This is a genomic window from Lysinibacillus sp. NPDC059133, from assembly GCF_042755925.1.
Classification (GTDB): domain Bacteria; phylum Bacillota; class Bacilli; order Bacillales_A; family Planococcaceae; genus Lysinibacillus.
Genome location: NZ_JBHZDH010000007.1, coordinates 13720 through 37794 on the forward strand (window position 1 = coordinate 13720; position 24075 = coordinate 37794).

24 protein-coding genes and 2 pseudogenes are annotated in these 24075 nt (G+C 36.7%); 4 read left to right on the plus strand and 22 right to left on the minus strand.

What is annotated here, in order from left to right; all coding sequences use genetic code 11:
* Positions 1 to 749: 749 nt before the first annotated feature.
* Complete coding sequence (recO, locus tag ACFXN8_RS05590; RefSeq protein WP_386843479.1) at positions 750 to 1544, minus strand: DNA repair protein RecO; 795 nt, start codon at positions 1542 to 1544, stop codon at positions 750 to 752.
* A 39-nt stretch (positions 1545 to 1583) separates the two neighbouring features.
* Between recO and ACFXN8_RS05595 the strand changes: the two genes are divergently transcribed.
* Complete coding sequence (locus tag ACFXN8_RS05595; RefSeq protein ID WP_386843481.1) at positions 1584 to 1715, plus strand: hypothetical protein; 132 nt, start codon at positions 1584 to 1586, stop codon at positions 1713 to 1715.
* A 409-nt stretch (positions 1716 to 2124) separates the two neighbouring features.
* Here ACFXN8_RS05595 and era read toward each other — a convergent pair whose 3' ends face one another.
* The 12 genes from era to rpsU all read right to left on the minus strand — a co-directional run bounded on the left by era (position 2125) and on the right by rpsU (position 12496).
* Complete coding sequence (era, locus tag ACFXN8_RS05600) at positions 2125 to 3042, minus strand: GTPase Era (RefSeq protein ID WP_376077735.1); 918 nt, start codon at positions 3040 to 3042, stop codon at positions 2125 to 2127.
* Positions 3029 to 3442 carry a cytidine deaminase gene (locus ACFXN8_RS05605; RefSeq protein ID WP_249073509.1) on the minus strand — a complete coding sequence of 138 codons (414 nt, stop codon included), beginning with the start codon at positions 3440 to 3442 and terminating at the stop codon, positions 3029 to 3031. The genes era and ACFXN8_RS05605 overlap by 14 nt, the downstream gene beginning before the upstream one ends.
* A gap of 108 nt (positions 3443 to 3550) precedes the next feature.
* A complete protein-coding gene (locus ACFXN8_RS05610) occupies positions 3551 to 3901 on the minus strand; it encodes a diacylglycerol kinase family protein (protein ID WP_376077737.1) in 351 nt (116 codons plus the stop codon).
* Complete coding sequence (gene ybeY, locus ACFXN8_RS05615; protein ID WP_376077740.1) at positions 3902 to 4375, minus strand: rRNA maturation RNase YbeY; 474 nt, start codon at positions 4373 to 4375, stop codon at positions 3902 to 3904. It lies immediately after the preceding gene.
* An 8-nt stretch (positions 4376 to 4383) separates the two neighbouring features.
* Complete coding sequence (locus tag ACFXN8_RS05620; protein WP_386843485.1) at positions 4384 to 6504, minus strand: HD family phosphohydrolase; 2121 nt, start codon at positions 6502 to 6504, stop codon at positions 4384 to 4386.
* A 252-nt stretch (positions 6505 to 6756) separates the two neighbouring features.
* On the minus strand, positions 6757 to 7713 hold the full coding sequence (locus tag ACFXN8_RS05625; RefSeq protein WP_323647261.1) for a PhoH family protein: 957 nt from the start codon (positions 7711 to 7713) through the stop codon (positions 6757 to 6759).
* A gap of 2 nt (positions 7714 to 7715) precedes the next feature.
* The gene (locus ACFXN8_RS05630; protein WP_386843487.1) at positions 7716 to 8834 is read right to left on the minus strand and encodes a sporulation protein YqfD; all 1119 of its coding nucleotides are present in this window, start codon (positions 8832 to 8834) and stop codon (positions 7716 to 7718) included.
* The gene (locus ACFXN8_RS05635; protein ID WP_376077749.1) at positions 8824 to 9084 is read right to left on the minus strand and encodes a hypothetical protein; all 261 of its coding nucleotides are present in this window, start codon (positions 9082 to 9084) and stop codon (positions 8824 to 8826) included. Before ACFXN8_RS05635 ends, ACFXN8_RS05630 begins: the two co-directional genes overlap by 11 nt.
* 55 nt (positions 9085 to 9139) lie before the next feature.
* Positions 9140 to 9628: a hypothetical protein gene (locus ACFXN8_RS05640; RefSeq protein WP_376077750.1), complete on the minus strand. Its 489-nt coding sequence runs from the start codon at positions 9626 to 9628 to the stop codon at positions 9140 to 9142.
* Positions 9629 to 9657: 29 nt separating this feature from the next.
* Positions 9658 to 10659: a flotillin-like protein FloA gene (floA, locus tag ACFXN8_RS05645; RefSeq protein WP_386843490.1), complete on the minus strand. Its 1002-nt coding sequence runs from the start codon at positions 10657 to 10659 to the stop codon at positions 9658 to 9660.
* A gap of 3 nt (positions 10660 to 10662) precedes the next feature.
* Positions 10663 to 11991, minus strand: coding sequence for an NfeD family protein (locus tag ACFXN8_RS05650; protein WP_376077754.1), 1329 nt, complete (start codon positions 11989 to 11991; stop codon positions 10663 to 10665).
* Positions 11992 to 12322: 331 nt separating this feature from the next.
* Positions 12323 to 12496, minus strand: coding sequence for a 30S ribosomal protein S21 (gene rpsU / locus ACFXN8_RS05655; protein WP_004227078.1), 174 nt, complete (start codon positions 12494 to 12496; stop codon positions 12323 to 12325).
* A gap of 221 nt (positions 12497 to 12717) precedes the next feature.
* Between rpsU and ACFXN8_RS05660 the strand changes: the two are divergent.
* Both ACFXN8_RS05660 and ACFXN8_RS05665 read left to right on the plus strand, forming a co-directional pair.
* Positions 12718 to 14038, plus strand: a pseudogene (locus tag ACFXN8_RS05660) (TrkH family potassium uptake protein).
* A gap of 25 nt (positions 14039 to 14063) precedes the next feature.
* Positions 14064 to 14746: pseudogene (locus ACFXN8_RS05665) on the plus strand (potassium channel family protein).
* Positions 14747 to 14793: 47 nt separating this feature from the next.
* Here the strand turns inward: ACFXN8_RS05665 and ACFXN8_RS05670 are convergent.
* From ACFXN8_RS05670 to mtaB, 8 genes are all read right to left on the minus strand, one after another.
* Entirely contained in the window at positions 14794 to 15363 is a 570-nt protein-coding gene (locus tag ACFXN8_RS05670; RefSeq protein WP_376077757.1) for a manganese catalase family protein, read from the minus strand.
* 142 nt (positions 15364 to 15505) lie between these two features.
* A complete protein-coding gene (locus ACFXN8_RS05675) occupies positions 15506 to 15769 on the minus strand; it encodes a spore coat protein CotJB (protein WP_376077759.1) in 264 nt (87 codons plus the stop codon).
* Entirely contained in the window at positions 15762 to 15989 is a 228-nt protein-coding gene (locus ACFXN8_RS05680; protein WP_376077762.1) for a spore coat associated protein CotJA, read from the minus strand. The genes ACFXN8_RS05675 and ACFXN8_RS05680 overlap by 8 nt, the downstream gene beginning before the upstream one ends.
* A gap of 219 nt (positions 15990 to 16208) precedes the next feature.
* A complete protein-coding gene (locus ACFXN8_RS05685) occupies positions 16209 to 16694 on the minus strand; it encodes a DedA family protein (protein WP_376077765.1) in 486 nt (161 codons plus the stop codon).
* A 647-nt stretch (positions 16695 to 17341) separates the two neighbouring features.
* Entirely contained in the window at positions 17342 to 18013 is a 672-nt protein-coding gene (gene deoC, locus ACFXN8_RS05690; RefSeq protein ID WP_386843493.1) for a deoxyribose-phosphate aldolase, read from the minus strand.
* A gap of 397 nt (positions 18014 to 18410) precedes the next feature.
* A complete protein-coding gene (locus tag ACFXN8_RS05695; protein WP_386843495.1) occupies positions 18411 to 18608 on the minus strand; it encodes a helix-turn-helix transcriptional regulator in 198 nt (65 codons plus the stop codon).
* Positions 18608 to 18907, minus strand: a complete 300-nt coding sequence (locus ACFXN8_RS05700; RefSeq protein WP_483869452.1) for a hypothetical protein — start codon at positions 18905 to 18907, stop codon at positions 18608 to 18610. Before ACFXN8_RS05700 ends, ACFXN8_RS05695 begins: the two co-directional genes overlap by 1 nt.
* Before the next feature lie 553 nt (positions 18908 to 19460).
* Positions 19461 to 20810 (minus strand): tRNA (N(6)-L-threonylcarbamoyladenosine(37)-C(2))-methylthiotransferase MtaB, encoded by a 1350-nt coding sequence (gene mtaB / locus ACFXN8_RS05705; RefSeq protein ID WP_386843499.1) that lies wholly within the window; start codon positions 20808 to 20810, stop codon positions 19461 to 19463.
* Positions 20811 to 21338: 528 nt separating this feature from the next.
* Here mtaB and ACFXN8_RS05710 point away from each other — a divergent pair.
* Positions 21339 to 22070 carry a hypothetical protein gene (locus tag ACFXN8_RS05710; RefSeq protein WP_386843501.1) on the plus strand — a complete coding sequence of 244 codons (732 nt, stop codon included), beginning with the start codon at positions 21339 to 21341 and terminating at the stop codon, positions 22068 to 22070.
* Positions 22071 to 23273: 1203 nt separating this feature from the next.
* On the opposite strand, the gene ACFXN8_RS05715 is transcribed toward ACFXN8_RS05710, so the two are convergent.
* On the minus strand, positions 23274 to 24062 hold the full coding sequence (locus tag ACFXN8_RS05715; protein WP_376076516.1) for a CsxC family protein: 789 nt from the start codon (positions 24060 to 24062) through the stop codon (positions 23274 to 23276).
* Positions 24063 to 24075: the final 13 nt, after the last annotated feature.

Sequence of the window (24075 nt, forward strand, 5' to 3'; positions counted from 1 at the left end):
AATTGCCGCTGTCGCTTCGCTTTCGGGCAGATAAACAATGCGTCCTGATTCGGCTTTGTGCTTAGGCCTGCAGATATTTTTAGAGCGAAAGCGTAGCGGCAGCGGCAGATGTTTTTTGCGCGAAAGTGTAGCGGCAGCGGCAACAACATGAAGGCCGACACGATGTCGGTCATTTTGGTAATGCCACGTTCGTGGTGTTTTTACCAATGCAGGTCAGTTAGCCTAGGTGGGAGACTTTTGTATCTGTCGCTACGAAAACATTTGTAGCTGACGCTTTGCTTTCGCTACGAATACATTTGCTGAAAGAAGGTAAATATCATCATCTATATTAATTACAATATCATAGAGTAAAATGTCTTTTCAACTAGTATATGGTATTGGAATGAACAGTTTATACTATGTTTATATTGAAAACCGTAACAAAATTAATATTTTAGACCTAGAAAATTTATTTCGTAGCAGCTATTAATTTTAAATAAAAAGTATACAAAGACCTATTTATTAGAAAACAGAAGTTTATATTTATAAGTTATAGTTAAATTTCTCTCAAAAATAAAATTTCTGCGAATGATACAGGATTAATCAATTTGTCCTAATGTCATTAGCAAAAAAAGTAATGCCACTATAAAAAAATAACATTTTGATAAAATAACGCATAGCATTCGGATGGATAACATTAGGAGTCCGCCTTTTCCCTGTATTTTCAAGACGACTTTTTTAAAAACAGAAAAAATGCCAGAAGATCAATATTAATGATCTTCTGGCGTTTTTTCTTGTTCTGTATTTGTTCTTAACTGAAATTCAGGCGTTCGCTCTAGCTGTTCAATAAATTTTTTAGTCTTAAAACGAATTCCTGTTTGTTCCTCGTAAATGGTTGTAATTATTTTTTTTATAAAATATTTTGTTTCCTTTTTTAGGTCTAGTTTTCCAATCTGGTCAATTGGTACAGTATAGAACATCCGAATAAGCTTAAGCTGGGTCGGTGTTAATCGAATGATATAAGGATCCTGCTGATAACAACGATGACATAAAAAACCTCCCTGCGCAAAAGAAAATGCAAATTCACCGTCTATGGCACCACATGCAGCACAAGCATGTAATATAGGCTGTACACCTGTATAGGGTAGCATTTTCCATTCTACAAACAATGTAATGGCCTCCGGGTCATAACCTTCCTCAATTGCTTGTAATGCTTGAAGGAGCACATCAAATGCAAGTGGCTCAGGTTTCCCCTCTTCTACTACTCGCTCGACAAGTTCCATTATATAACTTGCATATGCTGTTGCCATTATATCCTCACGAATATGGCGCATTGAATTAAGATGTTCACCTTGTTGCAATGTTCCCATACCAGTATGATGCTGTACCATAAACATGCCATATGTAAATGGCTGTGTCACTGATGCTAATCTACTGGAAGGTTTCTTCGCTCCTCGAGCCATCGTTGCAACCTTTCCCGCTTCTCTTGTTAGTAATGTTACAATTTTATTTGATTCTCCATAGGCACGCACCTTTAGGACAATCCCTTCCCATTTATGAAGCATCGATCCCCCTCCTTTCTACAAGCTTCGCGCAGATAAACAATGCGTCCGGAATCGGCTTTGTGCTTAGGCCTACGTGAGGGCCTACACGATGTCGGTCATTTCGGTAATGCCACAGGACGTGGCGTTTTTACCGATGCAGGTCAGTTAGCCGTTATCGCATGGATGCGATGATTTTAGGCTAACATCCCTTAAGAACTCCTTTCCGATTCCGTGACATCCGCCGGAGGCTTAGGCCAACACGATGTTGGTCACTCAGTCGTGTGTTGTTGCTGTCGCTTCGCTTTCGCACAGATAAAACCGTGTTGCTGTCGCTTCGCTTTCGCACAGATAAATTGCCACAGGACGTGGCGTTCTTAGACTGAGTTCCTCTATTTCAGCGGGCGTCCAAACACCTGTAGCTGACGCTTTGCTTTCGCTACAAAAAACATCTGTACCTGCCGCTACGCTTTCGGTACAAAAAACACCTACTGAAAGAAGTGAAAATAGAGCTCTCCAATAAATTATTGGACAGCTCCATTTAAAACTACAGCGACAAATAGGAATGTTGTAAAGATGTTTAGTAGCTTAACAGCAGACCCTATTAATATTCATCATCACGGAAACCGAAGTCACGTAAATGTGTTGATTTATTTCGCCAATCCTTTTGCACCTTTACCCAAAGCTCTAAATACACTTTTGAACCAAGAAGCATCTCAATATCTTTTCTTGCACGTATCCCTACTTCTTTTAATAGCGCGCCACGTTTACCAATGACAATCCCTTTTTGCGAATCTCTTTCCACGATAATCGTTGCTGCTACACGAATTTTATCTTCATTTTCTTCATCACGGCGAATTTTATCAATAACAACAGCAATGGAATGAGGTATTTCTTCACGTGTTAAATGTAACACTTTTTCACGAATTAACTCTGAAATAATAAAACGCTCAGGATGATCCGTTACTTGATCTGCTGGATAATATTGTGGACCCTCTGGTAAATATTTCGCTAATGTCGTTAATAAATCTTCTACATTATTCCCTTGTAATGCTGAAATCGGTACTATTTCCGCAAAGTCATAACGGTCTTTGTAGCTTTCAATTATCCCTATTAATTCATCGGGATGAATTTGATCGATTTTATTGATTACCAGGAAGACAGGGGTTGGATTACCCGCCAGCATTTCAAGGATGAATTCGTCACCCTTTCCAAGTTTCTGCTCTGCGTTGACCATGAACATAATAACATCCACTTCACGCAATGTATTTTTAGAAACCTTTAGCATAAAATCCCCTAGCTTATGTTTCGGCTTGTGGATTCCTGGTGTATCGATAAAAATCATTTGGCTATCATTTGATGTTAGTACACCTTGTACTTTATTTCGTGTTGTTTGTGGTTTATCACTCATAATCGCAATTTTTTGACCAATAACACGGTTTAAAAACGTTGATTTCCCAACATTTGGTCGACCGATTATGGAGATAAAGCCTGACTTATAGCCTTTATTATTTTCCAGCATTCTCTAAATCCTCCGTTGTAAATGCAAACGGTAGTAATTCGCCTACAGACGTTACCGTGACATCACCTTTTAAATTTGTTAAATATACAGGCATAGATGGCTCGCAAAATTCCATCATCACTTGACGACAAGCTCCGCATGGCGCACATGGTCCATCCGTATCAGCTACAATAGCAATCGCCTCAAAATCATAAATACCTTCTGACACAGCTTTGAAAAATGCTGTACGCTCAGCACAATTGGTCATACTATAACCTGCATTTTCAATATTGCAGCCATGAATGACCTCTCCATTTTTCGTTAAAATCGCCGCGCCAACTTTAAATTTTGAATAAGGTACATAAGCCTTTTCACGCGCTTTTTTTGATTCCTCTAGTAATGCATGCATATCAATTGTCATTAATGTTCTCCTCTACATAATCAATTACGCCTTGGCGTAATTGATTAAATCATTATTCTTCAGCACAACTGCTACTACTTCATGACCGATTATTAATTTTTTGTAATATCAAAACCATTTCGGTATAAATATGAGTAATCCGATTATAGCACTGAATATCGCAAATACAAGTACTGCACCTGCTGCAAGATCTTTAGCCTGCTTAGCAAGCGGATGGATAGTAGGTGAAGCTAAATCCACTACTCGTTCAATTGCTGTATTAATCATTTCAAGTGCAAACATAAGAGCAATTAATAACAATACAATATACCATTCTATACGTGATAATTCCGTAAAATAGCCAGCAATCAAAACTATTCCTGCACTTAGTAAGTGGAATCTAAAATTTTGCTCCGTAAAGGCTGTAATAATACCTTTAAAGGCATACCCAAAAGAGCGTACAAATTTGCGAACATTCATTTATTCTCGTCCTAAGCCGAAAGATTGTAAAATCTCATCCTGCTTACTGAACATCACCTTTTCATCTTCTGGCACCATATGATCATAGCCAAGTAAATGTAAGAAACCGTGGACCGCTAAAAAGCCTAATTCTCGCTCAAATGTATGCCCATATTCCTCTGCTTGCTCTTTTGTACGATCCGTAGAAATAATAATATCTCCTAAGATACGAGGCATCCCTTCAAATGTTACTTCCATTTCCCCCTCACCTAATTCCTCCAGGGCAAACGAGATCACATCTGTCGGTTGATCCTTGTCACGATATTCTCGGTTTATTTCTTGAATCGCTTCATTTGTAACGAATGTCACTGACACTTCCGTTTCCGGCTCAATCTTCTCTAGTTTCGCAGCTTGCTGCAAAAGCTTTTCAACAAGCTCCATATGTTCAGTAGCCACTTCATTTGTTTCATCTGTAAAATCAATTGTTAAAATCATAGATCCTCCTACTTATCTGCCTTTGGATATTCAATTCGTGAGTGGAAAATTCCATTCAACGTTTCACAAAGTACTCTCTCTATACATTTTAACTCTTTTATTGAAATATCGCATTCATCAAACTGACTGTCTTGTACTCGATCATCAATAATTGCTCGTACCAACTTTTGAATTTTCTCTGCATTCGGTTCCTTCATCGATCGAACCGCTGCCTCAACACTATCTGCAACACTAATAACTGCCGCTTCTTTCGTTTGTGGTTTCGGACCTGGATATCTGTACGTTGTATCATCTAAACATTTTCCTTCTTCCTTCGCTTTAAAGTAGAAGTATTTTAACAGACTAGATCCGTGATGCTGCAAAGCAATATCAATAATTTCCTGTGGCATCTTATATTGTTTTAGCATTTCAGCCCCATCAGTTGTATGCGAGATTATAATTTCTGCACTTTTTTCCGGGGACAATGAATCGTGTGGGTTAATGCCCGACATTTGATTTTCGATGAAAAAGGCAGGACGCTTCGTTTTGCCAATATCATGATAATAGCATCCTACACGCGCCAATAAGCCATCTGCTCCAATTTCCTCACATGCAGCCTCTGCTAAGTTTGCCACCATTACACTATGATGATATGTTCCCGGCGCCTCCATTAGTAATTTTTTCAGCAATGGATGGTTTGGGTTCGATAATTCAATTAATCGTAACGACGACAATAAGCTAAATGCTGATTCAAAGAATGGCAAGAGACCCATTGTAAGAGCCCCCGATAATAGAGCCGACATCATTGCCGCGATAAAGTAAAACACTAACTCTGATAAGCCGTAGGAAGATTGTGTCATCAGTAAATAAAATGCAATAAATAACATATTTACGAGCCCTATGACGCCTACAGTATGTAGAATATGCGAACGTTTTTCCATACTTTGTAAAAAGAATAAGCTCGCAAATCCTCCAAAAATTATATACAGTGTAATTTCCATCTGCATGACAGATGAATAACCTTCTTGGAAAATAACACCTGCAGATGCCGCTGTCATAACCGTAATAAGAACGGCCGCACGGTCATCCGCTAATAGCCGTACTAGCATTGTGGCCAAAGCTGTTGGGAAAAGGAAGGCAACTGTAACATCGAAGCCGCCTGAGACAAGGCTAATAAATTTCATCAGCAGGATCGATAAACTATAAACAATTACTGTTACCAACAGGGCATTACGTTTCTTGTGCTCATTTATATCCCAGCGTTCAAATAAAACAAACATGAACATCATTTCAAGAAGTATTAAAATAATCAGCCCTGCAATCGGTTTCATCGATGCCTTATTACTTACCATACCTAGAAGCTCTAATTGACGAAACGCCTCATTATCAATAATTTGCCCTTCCTGTACGATGATTTGACCTTGAAGAATTCGAGTTGGTTCAACTGATTCCTTCGCTTGTTCCTTTCGAATTTTCGTTTGTTCCTCGTTTATCGTCTCGTTTTCGATAATACTCGTACGTCCAATTAAAACTACCGTATTAAATATTTTATCAGGATAGCCTCGTTGTCCACGAATTTTTGTCTCAAAATCATTTTGAAACGCAAACACATTTTCTGATCGAATGGATTTTTGCAAATATTCCTGCACAGATTTTGATAGTTGCGTACTAGTCCTTTTTAAATCCGCTTCACTTTGTACTAACAAACCCTCTAGCTGTGAATCTGTAAAGATAATTGGCATTTGCTCCGAATCTATGGATTCAAACTTTTTGCGGAGCTTCGTCACTTGGTCGACAATCGGAATAGGTTCTTTACTACTCTCAACATCCGCCTTTACTTCAAGAACATAGTCAAATAAAGACGTTACAATCGCAGCTCGCTGTTTTGCAACATCCGCAGAAAATTGATAGACTGGTTCAACTGCATTCGCTGCTTTTTCTCGTTCCTGTTGCGTTTTATAAGTATCTTCTATCGTTTTAGTAGATCGTACTGTTTCAGGCGCTAGCTGTAATGGTTTAAAATCATATGTAACACCTTTAACATTGCCATACATAAAAGTAAATTGTAGGGCTCCTGTTAAGATGAGAACGACAATTAAAAAGTAGCGAAAGCCAATAAGTTCTGTAATTTTTTTTAATTGTTTCTCCATCTTGCACCTCCTCTATCTACCTACTATCATACCAATTCAAAAAACATTTTTCCCGAAAAATGTATAAGAAAGTAAAAAAACAGCTATACACATCGTATAGCTGTCACAATTTTTTCCATTTTTCAACCATTTTCTATTTGTTAAATCTTTTATTTCCGTCATTACGCTTTCGGTGCAGACTTTTTTTAAACCCCATTGCACCTGACGCTACGCTTTCGGTGCAGACTTTAATATGACCGCTAAGCGGTCATATTAAAGTTGCTGTTCTTCGTAGGCTTGGATGATTTTTGCTACGATTGGGTGACGTACTACATCGCCTTGTTCTAAAATCTGGAAATGTATAGATTTTACATATTTTAATGTTCGTTCTGCTACGATTAATCCAGATTCCGTGTTTTTTGGTAGGTCAATTTGTGTTTTGTCGCCGGTAATGACCATTTTTGAGCCAAAGCCTAGTCGCGTTAAAAACATTTTCATTTGCTGATGTGTCGTATTTTGAGCCTCATCTAAAATAACAAAGGCATCGTCTAATGTACGGCCGCGCATATACGCTAACGGTGCAATTTCGATTGTACCCCGCTCAATTAGCCTTTGCGTTTGTTCTGTCCCGTATATATCGTTTAAAGCGTCATAAAGAGGGCGTAAATAAGGATCTACCTTTTCCTTCAAATCCCCCGGAAGAAAGCCTAGCGACTCGCCTGCCTCTACTGCAGGGCGTGTTAAAATAATACGCTTTACGTGTCCGTTTTTTAGCGCCTGCGTTGCCATGACTACCGCTAAATACGTTTTCCCAGTACCGGCTGGTCCGATACCAAAAACAACGTCCTTATGACGGATTGCTTGTATGTATTCTCGTTGACCGATTGTTTTTGCACGGATAGGTTTTCCTTTCGTCGTGCGAGCTATTTCTTCATCATAAAGTTCTGCAAAATATTCAATCGTTCCTTTTTGTGTCATTTCAATAGCTGTTGCTACATCACGCTGATCAATATTAATTCCTTTACGAATGACCTTTAAAAGAGCATGTAAAAGGAATGTTGCTTGTTCCTTTGCATCCTCTTCACCTGCAAGCTGAATTTGTTCACCACGTGTAATAATGTGGACTTTTAGAGCCTCTTCGATTAATTTCATATTTGCATCGGAAATTCCGAGTAGCATAACCGCTTCGTTTGGATTATCCACTTGTAATACAGTTAAATGTTCTGACATAATCATTCTCCTTGTAGGCCTTGTATTGGACTGGCAATGTTTTCATTGACTAAAAATAGAACTTTCCCTTCAACTGTACCATTCCCCCACTTTACCTGTAAAAGGTTTTCTTTTTTAATAACCGTTTTTGCAGGTAATGAACGTAGTACCTTTTCATGAAGCAATGGTATGAGCAATGAATCTATTTTGGATTCATCAAGCTCTACTTGCATTTTTTTTGTGTACTGCTCCTCAACAATTGAAACATATGGATTGAGCCAATTAGGTAAATCTTTCTTTTGCACATAGTCAACTTTTTCTTTTTCTTGATGGATGCCTTTCACTAATACACGCCACTGCTTTTGTTGTAGCGTTTCCATCGTTAGTTTTGTTGGAATTTTAAATGAACATTCAAGCCAATAATCAGCGTAAACCTCTCCCTTTGCCCCAACAAACACTTGATCTTCACCACTTTCAATTACGCCACTTACGAGAACATCACCTTCGTAAGCAGTATCGTTAACTGAAATTTTTCGTTCACCATTTTGAATATTAAAGTGAGTAATAACACCACTTTTTGTTGCTACTAAATGCGTCGCTAGCTTTTCATTCGTTTGTTTAGTTTGTTTCGGGGACTCCTGAGGGCGTAAAATTACACGTCCACCATGCTTTTCAATATGCACCCACGAAAGATCTCGATGGCCTTCTAATAGCTTCTGACGAATGACAGCATCTGAGGGTAAGTCTTTTTTAGAAATGGGTGTTTCTAAGTGAAAGGTATCTTGAAAGGTCTCTCCTAGACGTTCCTCTAACTCCGGTGTTGCCGCTTTAATATCGATACGCCAAATAACCTGCGCACATAGTAATGGTATTAATATCATCAACGCTAGGCCAAGCAACGTCCAAAGCTGTGCTCGAAAAACTTGAAGTTCATCTGCATAATAGATAGCCACTTTAAGTCGGTAACGACTACGCACACGGCGAATCTTTGGTAGATAATGCATAGTTGTTTCAAAGGCAACCTCTTGCTCACGAAAAACAACACGCTTTAATGGCACATGTTGTGCATGCAATGCTTGAATAAAAGGATGAACATTTTCATGGCGCTTTATACGTATGATAATTGGCCGATTATTCCACATTATCGCTCACACCCATATCCTTTGTCATTTTCAAATGAAGCTCCTGTAAATCCTCTACTGAAAGAAGCAGCATTTCTTCTTTAAGAGCATTAATTTCTACTGATTTTCCACGCACAGTAATATGATAGTCTGCATAGATAAAAGAGCACGATGAAGCATCAGCATGTAGAAAACGATATGGGCCAATGATTTTTAATGTTTCATATTGTAATAATTCAAGTAGTGGCGTTAATTGAAATAGTTTTCTCATAAAAAAATGCCTCCTTCTTCGGCAATATATGCATCGAAAAAGGAGGACATGCTAGTTATTTTCTTTTTGCTTTTGGAGGGCCTAAAACTTCTGCCATTACAATAGCCTGCATAAGTGATTTTTTTGACGTTGGTAATTGAAAAGCCGATTGTGATTGAGCTACTCGCTCGTCTTTTTTCCCCGCTGCCAAACGTCCAATACTTTCTCTATTCGTAGGACGACCCACTTTCTCAGTCGGGATTAAAGATGGTGCTACATAGCTTGGTACTTTCTCATTTACTGTTTCTTCGACAATTTTTTTCGGCTCTTCAAATTTAGGCTGTTCGTTTTCCCATTCACCTAAAAATCCACGTGCAAAATCCTCAAAGCTCTGTGGTTTAGAACGTTGCTGTGGAGTTACCTCTGCCTTTTTTATAACAGGAGGCTCAACATGTGAATCCTTATTATTAAAAGTCGGCATTGGTTTTTGTTCTTTCTTATTTTTTGATTTACCGAAAATAGAGCTGACTATGGCAATTATTACAAATATAATTAATTGTTCCATTTATTAGTACCGCTCCTTTCAGTTTTTTATTAGTTAGGTTCATTTGTTTCTGATTTATCTGAGCTTACTTTAGAAATGGAGTCTCGCATCGCTGTATCTGCTTGAATGTTGCGGTAGTTCATGTAATCCATGATACCAAGATTACCCGAACGTAGTGCTTCTGCCATCGCCTGTGGTACTTCAGCTTCTGCTTCTACTACTTTTGCTTTCATCTCTTGTACGCGTGCAATCATTTCTTGCTCGTTCGCTACAGCCATTGCGCGGCGTTCTTCAGCCTTCGCTTGGGCAATGTTTTTATCTGCCTGCGCTTGTTCAATTTGTAATTCAGCACCGATGTTTTTGCCGATATCAACATCAGCAATATCGATCGATAAGATTTCAAATGCTGTACCAGAATCTAAGCCTTTTGCTAATACAGTTTGAGAAATCATATCAGGATTTTCAAGAACTGTCGTATGACTAGAGGCGCTACCAATTGTAGAAACGATCCCCTCACCTACACGGGCAATAACCGTTTCTTCACCAGCACCACCGACTAAACGTTCAATGTTTGCGCGCACTGTAATACGTGCCTTCGCTTTTACTTCAATCCCGTTCATAGCAACACCTGCAATAAATGGTGTTTCAATGACTTTCGGGTTAACAGACATTTGTACAGCTTCTAATACATCACGACCCGCTAAATCAATTGCCGCACAACGTTCAAATGTTAACTCGATATTTGCACGATGAGCCGCGATTAACGCATTTACTACACGGTCAACATTACCACCTGCTAAATAGTGACTTTCAAGTTGATTGATTGTAACAGGTAAACCTGCTTTATGTGCTTTAATTAATGGGTTTACAATTCGTGATGGGATTACGCGACGTAATCGCATACCGATTAATGTGAAAATACTAACGCGGACACCTGCAGCAAGTGCAGAAATCCATAGCGCCACTGGTACAAAGGTAAAGAATACCGCGAGAACAATGAATAATAAGACTAGCCCTGCAATTGGACCTATTAAAGCTAAATCAAAACCCATTTACTATTCCTCCATCTCTTTTTCTGTTTGTCTCACAACAATACGTGAGCCCTCTACTTTAATAACTTCTACATGTTTCCCAACATCAACATAGCCACCTTCTGATACTACGTCAATGCGCTCACTTCCAAATAACATTGTACCTGCCGGACGAAGTGGTGTAATCGCTGTACCCACTTTTCCAAGCAGCTCTGTGCGATTCACGTTAGATACATAGCCCTCTTCCGTCGTTGTCGCATCCATCAAGACTAGCTTGTTTAAAACATGCAATTTTTTACCGAAAAATTTCATCAGGATCACCATTCCTATTATCGCTACAACAAGCGCAATGAAAATCGCTATAATCATTTGCATCATGTTTGCACCTGCCAGTATTAGACTTAGTAATATTAGCACACCACCTAAAATACCAACAATACCTCCGGGGACAAAAAACTCCGCTACAACAAGCGCTAAGCCTGCAATAAACACAAGTAATGTCTCATAACCTGCCAAACCTGCCACCATATGACCGAAGAAAAATAATCCAAGTGCTGACAATCCCATTATACCTGGAACACCAAAACCTGGCGAATAAAGCTCAACTACAAGTCCCAAGCTTGCAATCGACAATAAAATCGGAACGATAATCGGATTCGTAATAAAACGAGCAAGTTTTTCGGCAAAAGTAGGTTCAACCGGAACGATGTCACTGCCTTTTAATTGCGTTTCTTCTAAAAGATCTTGGAAATTTGAAACTGTCCCCTTAGAATAACCAACCTTTTTTGCCTCCGAAGCCGATAAAGTTAATAAATTCCCTTCTCCTGCTCGAAATTCTGGTAAATCAACAGATACATCAGCCATTGCTCGTGCATATTTTGGATTGCGGTTTTTCGATTCTGCAGCTGCCTCCATTTGAGCAACCCATGCACTATGCGCCTTTAAGTCTGCTGCATTTCCTGCTGAGTCAATAACTGCAGCCGCCCCGATTGTTCCATTTGGCACCATATAGATTTCATCCGCATGTAAGGCTAAAAAGGCACCTGCAGAATGAGCGTCTTTGTTAATATACGCAATCTTACGTATATCTGTTGAATCCATAAGCATAGCAATATCCCCTGCTGCATTCACGAAACCGCCAGGCGTATGAATGTCTAAAATAATCGCCTCTGCATAGTTTTCTTCCGCCTCTTTAAAAGCTCGTTCTAAAAATGCGTGAAGTCCTCGTTCTACTTCATTATGAATTGGTATGTGGTAGACCTTACTACTTGCAAAAGCAGACGTTAATGGAAACGCTAACAAAAACGTCGCCCAAATAACTAATAAATAACTGAGGATTCTTCGTCTTCGCATCTTTTTCCCTCCCTTCTAACATGCTTCTCTTCTGTATATACGATTGACTATGCAAAAAGTTTCATAAATCCTAATAATTTTATTATACAGTGAATTTTTAATCGTGGTGTTTTAATAATTATAGCTTTTACAATATTATCAGTTTATAACATAAAAGCCGAATGAATCTCAGGGATTACATTCGGCTTCTCCAATATGTACGTAAATTTGAGCTTAATGTAAAATACCTGAAATCAATCGAAATACGATTAATTTCAGGTATATTTTTGTCTGCTCAGTGAATCATACAATTGCGTGTTATGAACGTAGGGATTTTTAATGGGAAATTAAATTACCACTTACGTTTACGTGCAGCTTCTGATTTCTTTTTACGTTTTACGCTAGGTTTTTCGTAGAACTCGCGCTTTCTAACTTCTTGAATTGTACCACTTTTTGATACAGTACGTTTGAAGCGGCGAAGAGCATCTTCAAGCGATTCGTTTTTGCGAACGACAGTTTTTGACATCTCTCTTTCCCTCCCTCCGAACACACGTCAATACACAATTAGGCTAATAACCATCTGCTGTGTACTAAAGAATTATAACGTATTGTCTAAAAATGGTCAATAGAAAGTGTGTGAATTAATCTGGTGAATTTTTGGTTTTATTACCTTAAGAATTTTCAGCCTGCTTTGGACAACAATAAACATACATAATCTTTCATTAAAAGTTCATTGAGGAGAATAAAATGAAAACATTTATAAATAAATTAAATCCTCCAAAAATACTTGTAACTAGGCTTTGCCGTTATCAATTTAATCGGGACATTTTTCTTAACACTCCCCATTGCAACAGTCGATCGTAATGGCCTTTCATTTTTAGATGCTCTATTTACAGCTACCTCTGCTACGTGTGTTACAGGACTGGTTGTTGTAGATACCGGTAATACATTTTCGATATTTGGAGAATTAGTCATTCTTTTTCTTATCCAAATTGGCGGATTGGGCTTTATGACATTTGCGACATTATTATTTTTGTTATTAGGAAAAAAGATTTCTTTAAAAGAACGACTTTTGTTAAAAGAGGCATTTAATAACGTAACAATTGCTGGTCTAGTTAAATTAGTTAAAAGGATCCTGTTATTTACGGCATTAATTGAACTACTAGGCGGCTTCATTTTATCTATTCGTTTCGATATGCCTGTAGGAAAAGCCTTTTATTTTGGTTTTTTTCACGCCATATCGAATTTTAATAATGCTGGGTTTGATTTAATGGGTAACTTTAAGAGCTTAACAGCGTACGTAGACGACCCTTTCGTCGTATTAACTATTTGTGCACTTATTACGAACGGGGGCTTAGGATTTATTGTTATCAATGAATTATATGAATACCGCGGAACAAAACGACTTTCAGTGCATACCAAAATTGTTTTAACTACAACATTTATTTTAACAGTCGGCTCTACGCTCTTAATTTTCTTATTTGAATACGGAAATAGTAAAACACTTGGGCCACTATCTGAATGGGGAAAATTCTTGGTTCATTATACCAAGCAGTTACACCAAGAATTGCTGGCTCTAATACCCTTCCTATTGGTGATTTAACACATTCAACATTATTTTTAATAATTTGGCTAATGTTCATCGGAAGTGGTTCTGGATCAACTGCTGGAGGTATTAAAATTACGACTTTCGCTGTTTTAGTTGCTACGATGTGGTCTCAAATAAAAGGGAAAGAAGATGTAGTGCTTTTTAGACGTAGCATTGTTAATGAAACGATTTTAAAAGCTTTGACAGTCACAATGTGTGGGATGATGATCGTCGTCCTTGTTACCATTGTCTTAAGTCTTATTGAACAACGTCATAGTTTTATGATAGGCTACCTCTGCATTTGGAACAGCCGGACTTACAATGGGGTTAACTCCCGAGCTATCAACCGGCGGCCGTCTTCTTATCATATTGACAATGTTTGCAGGAAGATTGGGCCCCTTAACAATTGCTTTTGCCATCACAAAACGTCGAAAAACAGAGGCCTTCCGCCATCCAAAAGGAAAGATTATGATCGGATAACTATGATCAAGGAGCGATGTGTACAATGACGATCAAACAATATGCTGTGATAGGTCTTGGTAGGTTTGGCGTAAGTGTAGCCCGCAAATTATTTGAAGCTGAGCACGAAGTTTTAGGAATTGAATTGATATTAATGAGGAAAGAGTCGAAGATGCCGAACCTTATGTGACACATGCAGTAGTTGCTGATACGACAGAGGAAAAAGCACTTAACTCCATAGGGATCAGAAATTTCGATTGTGTCATTGTCGCTATAGGTATAGATATGCAATCAAGTATTTTAACGGTCTCATTATTAAAGGAGCTAGGCATCAAAAAAATAATTGCCAAGGCTCTTGGAAAAAGACACGGACAAGTTTTATACAAGGTTGGTGCAAATTGGATTATTTATCCTGAACGAGATATGGGAGAGCGAGTAGCCAATCAGCTGCTTTCACCAAATATGCTAAATTATATTGAATTGTCAAAAGAATACAGTATAGAGGAAATTATGATTCCTCCTAAATTGGCTGGCCAAAATCTAAGAGATTTAGACATTCGAGCGAAATATATTGTCAATGTGATTGCCATAGTTCGAGACGGCAATATTACCATTTTACCTTCTCCAGATCAGATTATAGAAGAAAAGGATATACTGGTTATGATTGGCCATAGAAAGGATCTTACTTATTTTCAAATGTTGAATAGAAAAAAGGCTAAATTAAAATAGGCTGTGTCCAAAGGTGATTTTCCCCTCGAAACAGCCTTCGACATTTTTTAAAAAATTTTCTTGTTATCCCTATCGTCTTTTAAAATCTCTACAGCCTCTCTGAAACGTAGAGAATGGACGATTTCTCGTTCACGTAAAAATTTCAAGCTATCATTCAAATCAGTGTCATCAGATAAATCAATAATCCACTGATAAGTCGCTCTTGCTTTTTCTTCGGCTGCGATATCCTCATACAAATCAGCGATAGGATCTCCTTTAGCCTGAATATAAGTTGCTGTGAACGGTGATCCAGCTGCATTTTGATAAAATAACGCCCTGTCATGATTGGCATAATGTTCTCCAAGGCCTGCCTCTTTTAACATCTCTGGAGTGGCATCCTTCGTCAGTTTATAAATCATCGTGGCAATCATTTCTAAGTGAGAAAATTCCTCTGTCGCTATATCAGTTAACAATCCGACCACTTTGTCGGGAATCGTATAGCGCTGATTCATATAACGAAGTGCTGCTGCTAATTCTCCGTCTGCACCACCATACTGCTCAATTAAATACTTCGCCAACATAGGGTTACATGTACTCACCCTTACTGGATACTGGAGCTTCTTTTCATAATACCACAAAAATAATTCCTCCTAATTACTCATAATCAATTATACCTCGGCATAATTGCGTCAGAATCGGCTTTGTGCTTGCACAAAGAACTCCTAAAACATTTTTAGCTAACGTTTCATTTTCGCTACCAAAAACAATTGCTGAAAGGAGTTAGACTTGCCATGGCCAAGGTGTATCAACCCAATTAAAAGGATAATTTGAATAACTTCTCCCAAAATTCATAAGCGGACCAAATTTCTGTTCAAATCCAACCTTTAGTCGCATACTGATTTCAGTGTTTTCGTTAAATTGCTGAATAGCATCATAATCGTGGGGATGAGTATCTAAATAAAGATTTAATTCCACTATTACAAAATCAATAGCTTGTATTTCTTCAAGTAGCTTATAAAATTCGGGTGGCATCTCTTTACTCATTCTTCATCCCTCCTTTTTCAGGATTTGGATAGGGGCTAAATAATTGAGGCCATAATGTGCCAGATCTGAGAGCTTCCCTAGGGGTTTGATATTGTGGTAGCCCAGGCGGTTGAAAACCCATATATAATTGGGGCGGTGTAGAAAAACTTTTAACTCTTATAGGTGGACATGGATCGTATTGGCTAATAAAAGGCTTCCAGTATTTATATTGCGAAAACATTGTATCCTCCCTTCTTAATCCATTACATCAGTGGAGTATATGAGGTAGATAAAATTTTTATTCTGACTAGTGTTGGTATCTGATGGAAATCACCTCCCCAGAGTGCTAAGCATCTAAAATACACATAAAACAGCCCGCATTTTGAAAAACGCGAGCTGTATGTTCTATTATGCATTTTAGTTCCATTCAAGCTTTAAATAAAAATTGCACTGCAATATCTTATATAGTTACACCAAGAAAATATCCTATAGAAATAAAAATAATTACCCATACCATAGCCCCAAAACAAGCAAAAGCCAGATAAGTACTAAACTTCATCTGTGTTATTCCTGACATGTAACTTGTAACATGTCTAATACCCGGAACAAAATATCCTATAATTATTGTCCACGGTCCAAAACGATGAAACCACCGTTCAACTTTAGTAAATCGTCTATTATTGAGTCCAAACCACTTTCCATATTTTAATATTAATGGTTTCCCTAATTTATTTCCAATCGCGTAGCTAAATACCATACCAGTGGATGCACCTAAAAAGCTTAAGAAAATACTCAACAGAAAGTTTAAATGTCCATCTTGACACAAAAATCCCACAAACGTCATCAAGATCTCATCGGGAATGGGTAAGCCAATTATTCCTAAAGATAAGATTAAAAATATAGCTAGATATCCATATTGACTTATAAAACTGCTTATGAATTCCACGGATAGTTTCTCCTTTTTTTAATACAATTCGTTACCTTTATCACCAAACATCATATATTCCCCCATTTTAAGGATTAAAACACGAAGGATTATTAAAAACGGAGAGGCACTTAAGATTAAATAATTGTAATTGATTGACCTGTTAATTCTCGCATTCAATCTTCAATACCCTATGTTATCGATGTTACTAAGTTATGTAAGAATCTGGTTCATATTTATACAAAGTTCATCATCAAGATATTTATATTTATAAAAATCTTGATGATGAACCATAAATTATAATATTACTCCTTATACATTTTTGCAATTACTCTTCATAATACATCATCTACTATGGGCTAAAAAGAGGCATATTGTGGATGAAACAATTGCAATCAATTAATAAGTAAATTTTGATATTAAATCATCAAAAAATAGTAAGGAAATTTATCAACTTGCTCAATTTTTTATGTATAGGAATTTTAATTTTCAATTGTAACGAGGTTTGATTATTATTGAGTTACCAATTTATTTTTGGTGAACATAAAGATTTAAGAAAATGAATATTTTCCATTATTAGACTACCAGAAAAGGCATTTATCAAATTTTCAATGAAAACGGGGCTAGTTCATAATGAACAGCCCCGTACCATTTACCAATTATTACTATTAATAATTTGAATCTGCAATTAATCCGTTCATAATAGCAACACCAGAGCTTGCTCCAATACGAGTGGCTCCAGCCTCAATCATCTTTTTCATATCCTCTAAGCTACGTACACCGCCAGAAGCTTTTACACCTAAATCTGGACCTACTGTTTTACGCATTAAGGCAATATCTTCTGCTGTCGCGCCTCCAGTAGAAAAACCTGTTGATGTTTTCACATAGTCAGTACCTGCTGCCACAGCTAGCTCACATGCTTTTACTTTTTCTTCCTCAGTTAGAAGACAAGATTCAATAATTACTTTTACAAGTGCGCTGCCTTTTGCCGCTTCAACAACCGCAGCAATATCTGCTTGCACAAGGTCATATTTTTTATCCTTTAATGCACCGATATTGATAACCATGTCTACCTCTTTTGCACCGTTAGCAATCGCATCTTTCGCTTCGAACGCTTTAACAGCTGGCGTGTTAGCACCTAAAGGGAAGCCAATTACTGTACAAACTAAAACATCTGAGCCTTGTAAAAGCTCGCTGCTATATTTCACCCAAGTTGGATTTACACAAACAGAAGCAAAGTTAAATTGTTTTGCCTCTGCACACAATTTTTCGATTTGCTCTTTTGTAGCTTCAGCCTTTAATAATGTGTGATCAATCATACGTGCGAAATTTTGTTCCATTTTTATTAGACTCTCCTTCTATCAACAAGTTGTACGTACCTCTCCGGAATCATACCATTTTTTAACGTTGCCGTCTAATTTCTTTCCAAAATTAGATGAATTCTAATTATTTCAGAAACCCATTAAATTTGGATATCGATAGCGGGAAGCCACTTGATGTGCAAGTTTTTGCAATCTAATTGGTGTATATTTCTCAGTTCTCGGAACTCTTTAAGAAAACTAGCATAAAACAGAGTCCCCATTAGATAAACAAATTCTATTTTTTGTCTACTTAAAGGGGAGCAATCATATCGATCAATGACAAAATTTTGTTATGGTTCGCTTAAATTGCATATAGTTATAAAAACGTGTATTTCTGAAAGTTAATTTCAAAATACGCTTTTTTAAATGCCACTTTTTAATTTTCTTCAAAAATAAATAGTTCGTTGACTGTAACCTGTAAAACAGATGCTAATTTAAAAGCTAAATGTAACGTAGGATCATACTTTGCATTTTCAATAGCATTAACAGTTTGTCTTGAAACACCACAATATTTTGCAAGCTCATCTTGGGAAAGTTTTAAATGTTTGCGGATTTCTCTAATATTATTCTTCATTAGGCATACTTTCTTGAAAAGAATAATAGAGATACAAGATACACAATACATATTGTAAATAAGAAAATATACGGACTCATTCCCAGATTGATTGCTTGCCCTGTCATACTGCGGTAAATATCTAAAATAATTTCAATGACTAAAAACCCAATAACAACACTGAAAGTATAAGTCATTGCTTTGGATTTAATATAATCCTGACGTTCATCTTGTCGTTTTGCGATTGAATACAGTGTAGAAATAATAATACTCATTGAGACTACAATTAAGCATAGAAAGATAATAATAAAAATATTCATCCCACTCACTCCTACTCATATAATGTAAAAAGTATTTGACACTTTTAGTGTAATTTATTTCCAATTTAATGTCAAATATCTTTTACATTCTATAGGTGATTTATACGATAAGATTTTAATTACATACAAGAAAAAAATATCCACGTTGAAGCAATATACTTCAGCGTAGATATTTTAGTTAGTCACTTTAATAATATAATTCTATAAAGTGTTTTAAAATCAAATATGGTGTATATCACAAAAAACATTACAACATAACTTACTAAATCAATATATATTGATTTAGTATCTAACATACCGATGCCCTTTAAAATTTATTTGTCAGTTCGTCCAAAATAAAAGAGAAATCAACAAGTTCATTTATTTGCCGGCATATTATCCTTCGGTACAACAATGTCATAAATTGCCATAAATACACTAAGATTAAGAGATTCTTGATTTAATATCAAAGAAATCAGTTGAAAGTTCGATTAAATCGAACTTTCAACTGTATATTGGACTTTTCAAGTGCCCTCAATGTTTGAACGGTGTTTTTAGTCATAGTTACCCTATTTTATTTTATAGTTTCTAATACACGAACAAATTGTCCTTTAGAATGAGGATATCCAGCTTGCGTAATTTTCACTTTCACAAGCTGACCGATTAGGCTTTCAGGACCTTCAAAGACTACCTTTAAGTAATTATCAGTATACCCTGTTAAAAGCCCTGCCTCATCGCTTCCATCATGCACAAATTCTTCAGGAATTACCTCTAGCACTTGATCTTCAAAGCGAGAAGCATATTCCTTTGCTAATTGATCATTTAAAGCGATTAATCGGTGAACACGTTCGTTTTTAATGTTCTCGTCAATTTGGTCCTCCATACGCGCGGCTGGTGTACCTGTACGTGGAGAGAATGGGAATACGTGTAATTCAGAAAACTTATGATCACGAATAAAGTTATATGTTTCCATGAACTCTTCCTCAGATTCTCCTGGGAAACCTACGATTACGTCAGAAGTGACAGCCAAGTCTGGTAAAGCTTCATGTAGTTTAGTTAAGCGTTCACCGAAGAACTCCATTGTATACTTACGACGCATACGTTTTAAAACTGTATCAGAGCCAGATTGGATTGGAATGTGTAAGTGGTTAACAACGATATTTGATTCACGTAAAACTTCAATCACTTCATCTGTTAATTGACTTGCCTCAATCGAAGAAATACGTAGACGTTTTAAGCCTTTCACATTTGCCTCTAAATCACGTAGTAGCTGGGCTAAATTGTAATCTTTTAAGTCTTGTCCATAGCCACCTGTATGAATACCAGTTAGAACAATCTCAAGGTACCCCGCATCCACTAATTGTTGGGCTTGATTCAATACTTCTTGAGGGTCTCGAGAGCGCATTAACCCACGTGCCCATGGAATAATACAAAACGTACAGAAGTTATTACAGCCTTCTTGTATTTTTAAAGATGCGCGTGTACGGTCTGTAAATGCAGGAACGTCTAATTCCTCATACACACGATTTTTCATAATGTTGCGTACAGCATTAATTGGTTGGCGTTCAGTAAGATATTGATCTATGTAGCCAAGTAATTTTGTACGATCCTGTGTTCCTACTACAATGTCAACACCAGGAATCGCCATAATTTCTGCTGGAGAGGTTTGAGCGTAACATCCTGTAACACAAATAACAGCGTCTGGGTTTTGACGAATAGCTCGACGGATAACCTGACGTGATTTTTTATCCCCTGTATTTGTTACTGTACATGTATTAATGACATAAACGTCTGCTTGACGATCAAACTCCGTACGTTCATAGCCATCTTCTTTAAATAACTGCCAAATTGCTTCTGTTTCATAATGATTTACTTTACAACCTAATGTATATAGAGCTAGGGTTTTAGGAAGCGTTTCACTCATAATATATTTCATCCTTTCAAGATTGCATTACATTTTGTTTCTTAACTTTTAATTATTATTTGATGTCCATAATTTAGATACGTGAACTATAATAACACAAACCTTTTGAAATCAGTACTTTTAAGATACTTTTTTGTGACTGACCAGGTTCTATTCATGGAAAAAGGCACTCATTGTTAAAAAATGAGTGCCTTTCTTTCATCTCTCCAAATCTCAAATATTACTTGCATAACCTATTTTTTATAAATAGATGGAAATTGTATATAAATAATGGTAATATTTTCCATGGATGGTAATTCCATTTTTTTTAAAAAAACCATTCGTAATATTTTGTAAAAGAATGGGGGTCTTTAATGAAAAAAACTATCTTAATTAGAATATTGGCATTTATAGCCGTATTACTAATACTTTTTTCAGATGGGATACAATCTCATGATTTTCTTTATCTTTTAATTGTCGTTTTTTTCATTGGTGTTCCGTGGTACAAGTTTTTCAAAAAATAAATTTAAGATTCAGGAGGAATTGTACATGAAGAAAAAGTTAATATTTTTGGTAATGGTTATGTTTTTAGCATTGCAACCCCTATCTGTAAATTTAGATCGAGCTATTGCTAAAGAAAAAGGTGAGAACAATGATTGTAATAGCTGTTCACAAAAATTACCTTTACAAATGGAACAAGCAGGTTTTTTAAAAAATAATTTAGTAATAAACGATGTAAAAGAAGATTTAGATATAGCGGAGAATTTTAATCATAGTGAGTACAATAAAGATGATTTCGATTGGAAAAATATTGAGTTCATGGATTTCGGCAAGGATAAAGATGGTTTAATGATTCCTTATAAGCAGAACAATGAAAACTTTGATATTCGTTTATTAACTGCTTATGATAAAACAACTGGTGAAATTAGTGATGATTTTATTATTATGAAATCAGTTCTTGATATCGAAAATAATGAAATTGAAGTTACCTACTCAACATTAAATGATGAAAAAGTGGTTGGCATGACTCTTGATGTAGGCACAAATGAAGTTATTGACAGAAAAATATATAACGAAGTATCTCCAACTGATAGTGGTCAAGCAGGGTATTGGAGCGATACTTGGGATTGTTTAAAAAATGCTTGGAAAAATGCTCCTGAACTTACGAAAGAATTATGTTCTGCTGCTTGTCTCTCTGTAATATTTGGCGGAAATATTGTAGGTATAGTTACTTGCGCTAGTTGCTTAGGCGCTCAAGCTATGGTATGCCTTATTCACTAACAATTAAATAAATATTAATTATCTTCCCCTCCATATATTTAGGAGGGGATTTTTATAAATAAACAAATAGAAACCAACAGTCGATTCTTTACTTTGCTTAACACCATGGCTGTGAATATCTGTATAAAATAGATTAGCAGATCCAAATTTTACTTGAATCGGCTTTCTCATTTGAAGAATGGTCAACCTAGAGTATGGAAACTCACGATTTTTGGTCGCTCGTTACTCATAATATATATCATCCTTTCAAGAGTACACTACAATAAATTAAATTATCAACGTGTCTTATAATAGCACAAATAAATATAATGAGCCTAGCTTTTTGGCTAGGCTTATTTTTTTGTATAAAAATACAGGTACCAAAATATTGGGTACCTGCTTAATAATTGTTTGTTCCAATAAACCAAAAACGGCTATTTTATCCTTTTGCTTGATTTATTCAAAATGAGGCACCTGCTATTCCCTTTCAAAACTCTAAATCAATTATGCCTCGGCATAATTGCGTCTGAAATCGGCTTTGTGCTTAGGCCTGCAGATGTTTTTGCGCGAAATCGTAGTGCTAACGTAGCGGCAGCAACGTGTTTTTGTCTGTCAACAACATGAGAGCCGACACGATGTCGATCATTTCGGTAATGCCACAGGACGTGGCGTTTTTACCGCTGACGCTTCACTTTCGCTACCAAAACACTTGTAACTGCCGTTTCACTTACGTTACATAAAACACTTGTAACTGCCGTTTCACTTACGTTACATAAAACACTTGTAACTGCCGTTTCACTTACGTTACATAAAACATTTGTAACTGCCGTTTCACTTACGTTACATAAAACATTTGTAACTGCCGTTTCACTTACGTTACATAAAACAATTGCTGAAAGAAGTTTAAATCCTCTGGGTAAATACTAAAATATTTAGAATCAATTGCTTTGAACATATTTTGATGAATAAACCGTTTTTTATTGTGTTTTCTGTAGATTTAATTTTGTTAATAAACACCGTTACACAACCCTCTAGCTTCCCCAATTACACTCGTGTAAGAGCGAAAAGGCAGTTAAAAATTAGATTCAACCTAACTTTCAACTGCCTACTCAAATATTGGATTTTTATTAGTGCTCATTAAATATTCCATGGTTGTTTTTCCAAATACATTCTTCTACAGGGAACTGCCTTTATTTGTTCTGCTCCTCTAAATACTAGCGTTTATCAAGGACTCATAGGAGGAGTAAGTCCTAAAAGATTAGGAGTTACTACACTAGTGCCAGTTCCAAGGCGTACTTGTTGAACTTGCAGTACTTTTACAGTAAGCTCCAGCACAATTTTTTCACGCAATGTGCTGAAAGTACCTTCTGGTGCTGCCATTTTTGGTGAGAAATCAAGTTCAAAGAAGTTTGCAGCTACTAATTCGCCAAATGGTTGTTCATTGTATTTAACGAGATTTTGGAAGAAAGCCTTATCCAATCGAGCATCCATTTGCGTTTTTTCATTAAGGAAGTTCGCTTCGGCAAACTCGGAAATCCCTAAAATTGGAGTAGTACCTCCAGGTGTTTGTGGGAAAGTAAGGTCTGTAAAACCAGAAAACTGAACATCAGCAATTCTATCTCTAAGTGCACCATTACATGCTGATGAAGCATATTCTATATTTTTGCGAATATGTCCCGCTACAAATAATTTAGCTCTTGTTACTCTAAAAAAGTCAGTGCCGTCAATACGTGCAAAAGCAACCGGTACTAATTTAACTTGATTTAAGAATACATTTTTTTTCACTCTTTTGATTTCAGTTGCTGCAGGAGTGAGCGTAATATCCGACTCCACAACAATTTGAAGTGTTGGTTCTGCTAGTACAACTGGAACTTTAATAGTTGGAGCCGTTACCGGTGTAGCGACTAGTGGAGTAATTTCGCTAGTTAATGGGATTTGTTCAGTTGATGCCACCGGACAAGGTTCAACATGACCAACTTGACTATCTAATTGATTATCTAATTTTTCGCTCAAAAAATTCCCTCTT

What these genes read in the sequence shown, in the direction of transcription:
- recO (WP_386843479.1), bottom strand. Translation starts at nt 1,544, where the DNA reads ATGCTTCATAAATGGGAAGGGATTGTCCTAAAGGTGCGTGCCTATGGA.
- ACFXN8_RS05595 (WP_386843481.1), top strand. Translation starts at nt 1,584, where the DNA reads ATGCGTCCGGAATCGGCTTTGTGCTTAGGCCTACGTGAGGGCCTACAC.
- era (WP_376077735.1), bottom strand. Translation starts at nt 3,042, where the DNA reads ATGCTGGAAAATAATAAAGGCTATAAGTCAGGCTTTATCTCCATAATC.
- ACFXN8_RS05605 (WP_249073509.1), bottom strand. Translation starts at nt 3,442, where the DNA reads ATGACAATTGATATGCATGCATTACTAGAGGAATCAAAAAAAGCGCGT.
- ACFXN8_RS05610 (WP_376077737.1), bottom strand. Translation starts at nt 3,901, where the DNA reads ATGAATGTTCGCAAATTTGTACGCTCTTTTGGGTATGCCTTTAAAGGT.
- ybeY (WP_376077740.1), bottom strand. Translation starts at nt 4,375, where the DNA reads ATGATTTTAACAATTGATTTTACAGATGAAACAAATGAAGTGGCTACT.
- ACFXN8_RS05620 (WP_386843485.1), bottom strand. Translation starts at nt 6,504, where the DNA reads ATGGAGAAACAATTAAAAAAAATTACAGAACTTATTGGCTTTCGCTAC.
- ACFXN8_RS05625 (WP_323647261.1), bottom strand. Translation starts at nt 7,713, where the DNA reads ATGTCAGAACATTTAACTGTATTACAAGTGGATAATCCAAACGAAGCG.
- ACFXN8_RS05630 (WP_386843487.1), bottom strand. Translation starts at nt 8,834, where the DNA reads ATGTGGAATAATCGGCCAATTATCATACGTATAAAGCGCCATGAAAAT.
- ACFXN8_RS05635 (WP_376077749.1), bottom strand. Translation starts at nt 9,084, where the DNA reads ATGAGAAAACTATTTCAATTAACGCCACTACTTGAATTATTACAATAT.
- ACFXN8_RS05640 (WP_376077750.1), bottom strand. Translation starts at nt 9,628, where the DNA reads ATGGAACAATTAATTATATTTGTAATAATTGCCATAGTCAGCTCTATT.
- floA (WP_386843490.1), bottom strand. Translation starts at nt 10,659, where the DNA reads ATGGGTTTTGATTTAGCTTTAATAGGTCCAATTGCAGGGCTAGTCTTA.
- ACFXN8_RS05650 (WP_376077754.1), bottom strand. Translation starts at nt 11,991, where the DNA reads ATGCGAAGACGAAGAATCCTCAGTTATTTATTAGTTATTTGGGCGACG.
- rpsU (WP_004227078.1), bottom strand. Translation starts at nt 12,496, where the DNA reads ATGTCAAAAACTGTCGTTCGCAAAAACGAATCGCTTGAAGATGCTCTT.
- ACFXN8_RS05675 (WP_376077759.1), bottom strand. Translation starts at nt 15,769, where the DNA reads ATGAGTAAAGAGATGCCACCCGAATTTTATAAGCTACTTGAAGAAATA.
- ACFXN8_RS05680 (WP_376077762.1), bottom strand. Translation starts at nt 15,989, where the DNA reads ATGTTTTCGCAATATAAATACTGGAAGCCTTTTATTAGCCAATACGAT.
- deoC (WP_386843493.1), bottom strand. Translation starts at nt 18,013, where the DNA reads ATGGAACAAAATTTCGCACGTATGATTGATCACACATTATTAAAGGCT.
- ACFXN8_RS05695 (WP_386843495.1), bottom strand. Translation starts at nt 18,608, where the DNA reads ATGAAGAATAATATTAGAGAAATCCGCAAACATTTAAAACTTTCCCAA.
- ACFXN8_RS05700 (WP_483869452.1), bottom strand. Translation starts at nt 18,907, where the DNA reads ATGAATATTTTTATTATTATCTTTCTATGCTTAATTGTAGTCTCAATG.
- mtaB (WP_386843499.1), bottom strand. Translation starts at nt 20,810, where the DNA reads ATGAGTGAAACGCTTCCTAAAACCCTAGCTCTATATACATTAGGTTGT.
- ACFXN8_RS05710 (WP_386843501.1), top strand. Translation starts at nt 21,339, where the DNA reads ATGAAGAAAAAGTTAATATTTTTGGTAATGGTTATGTTTTTAGCATTG.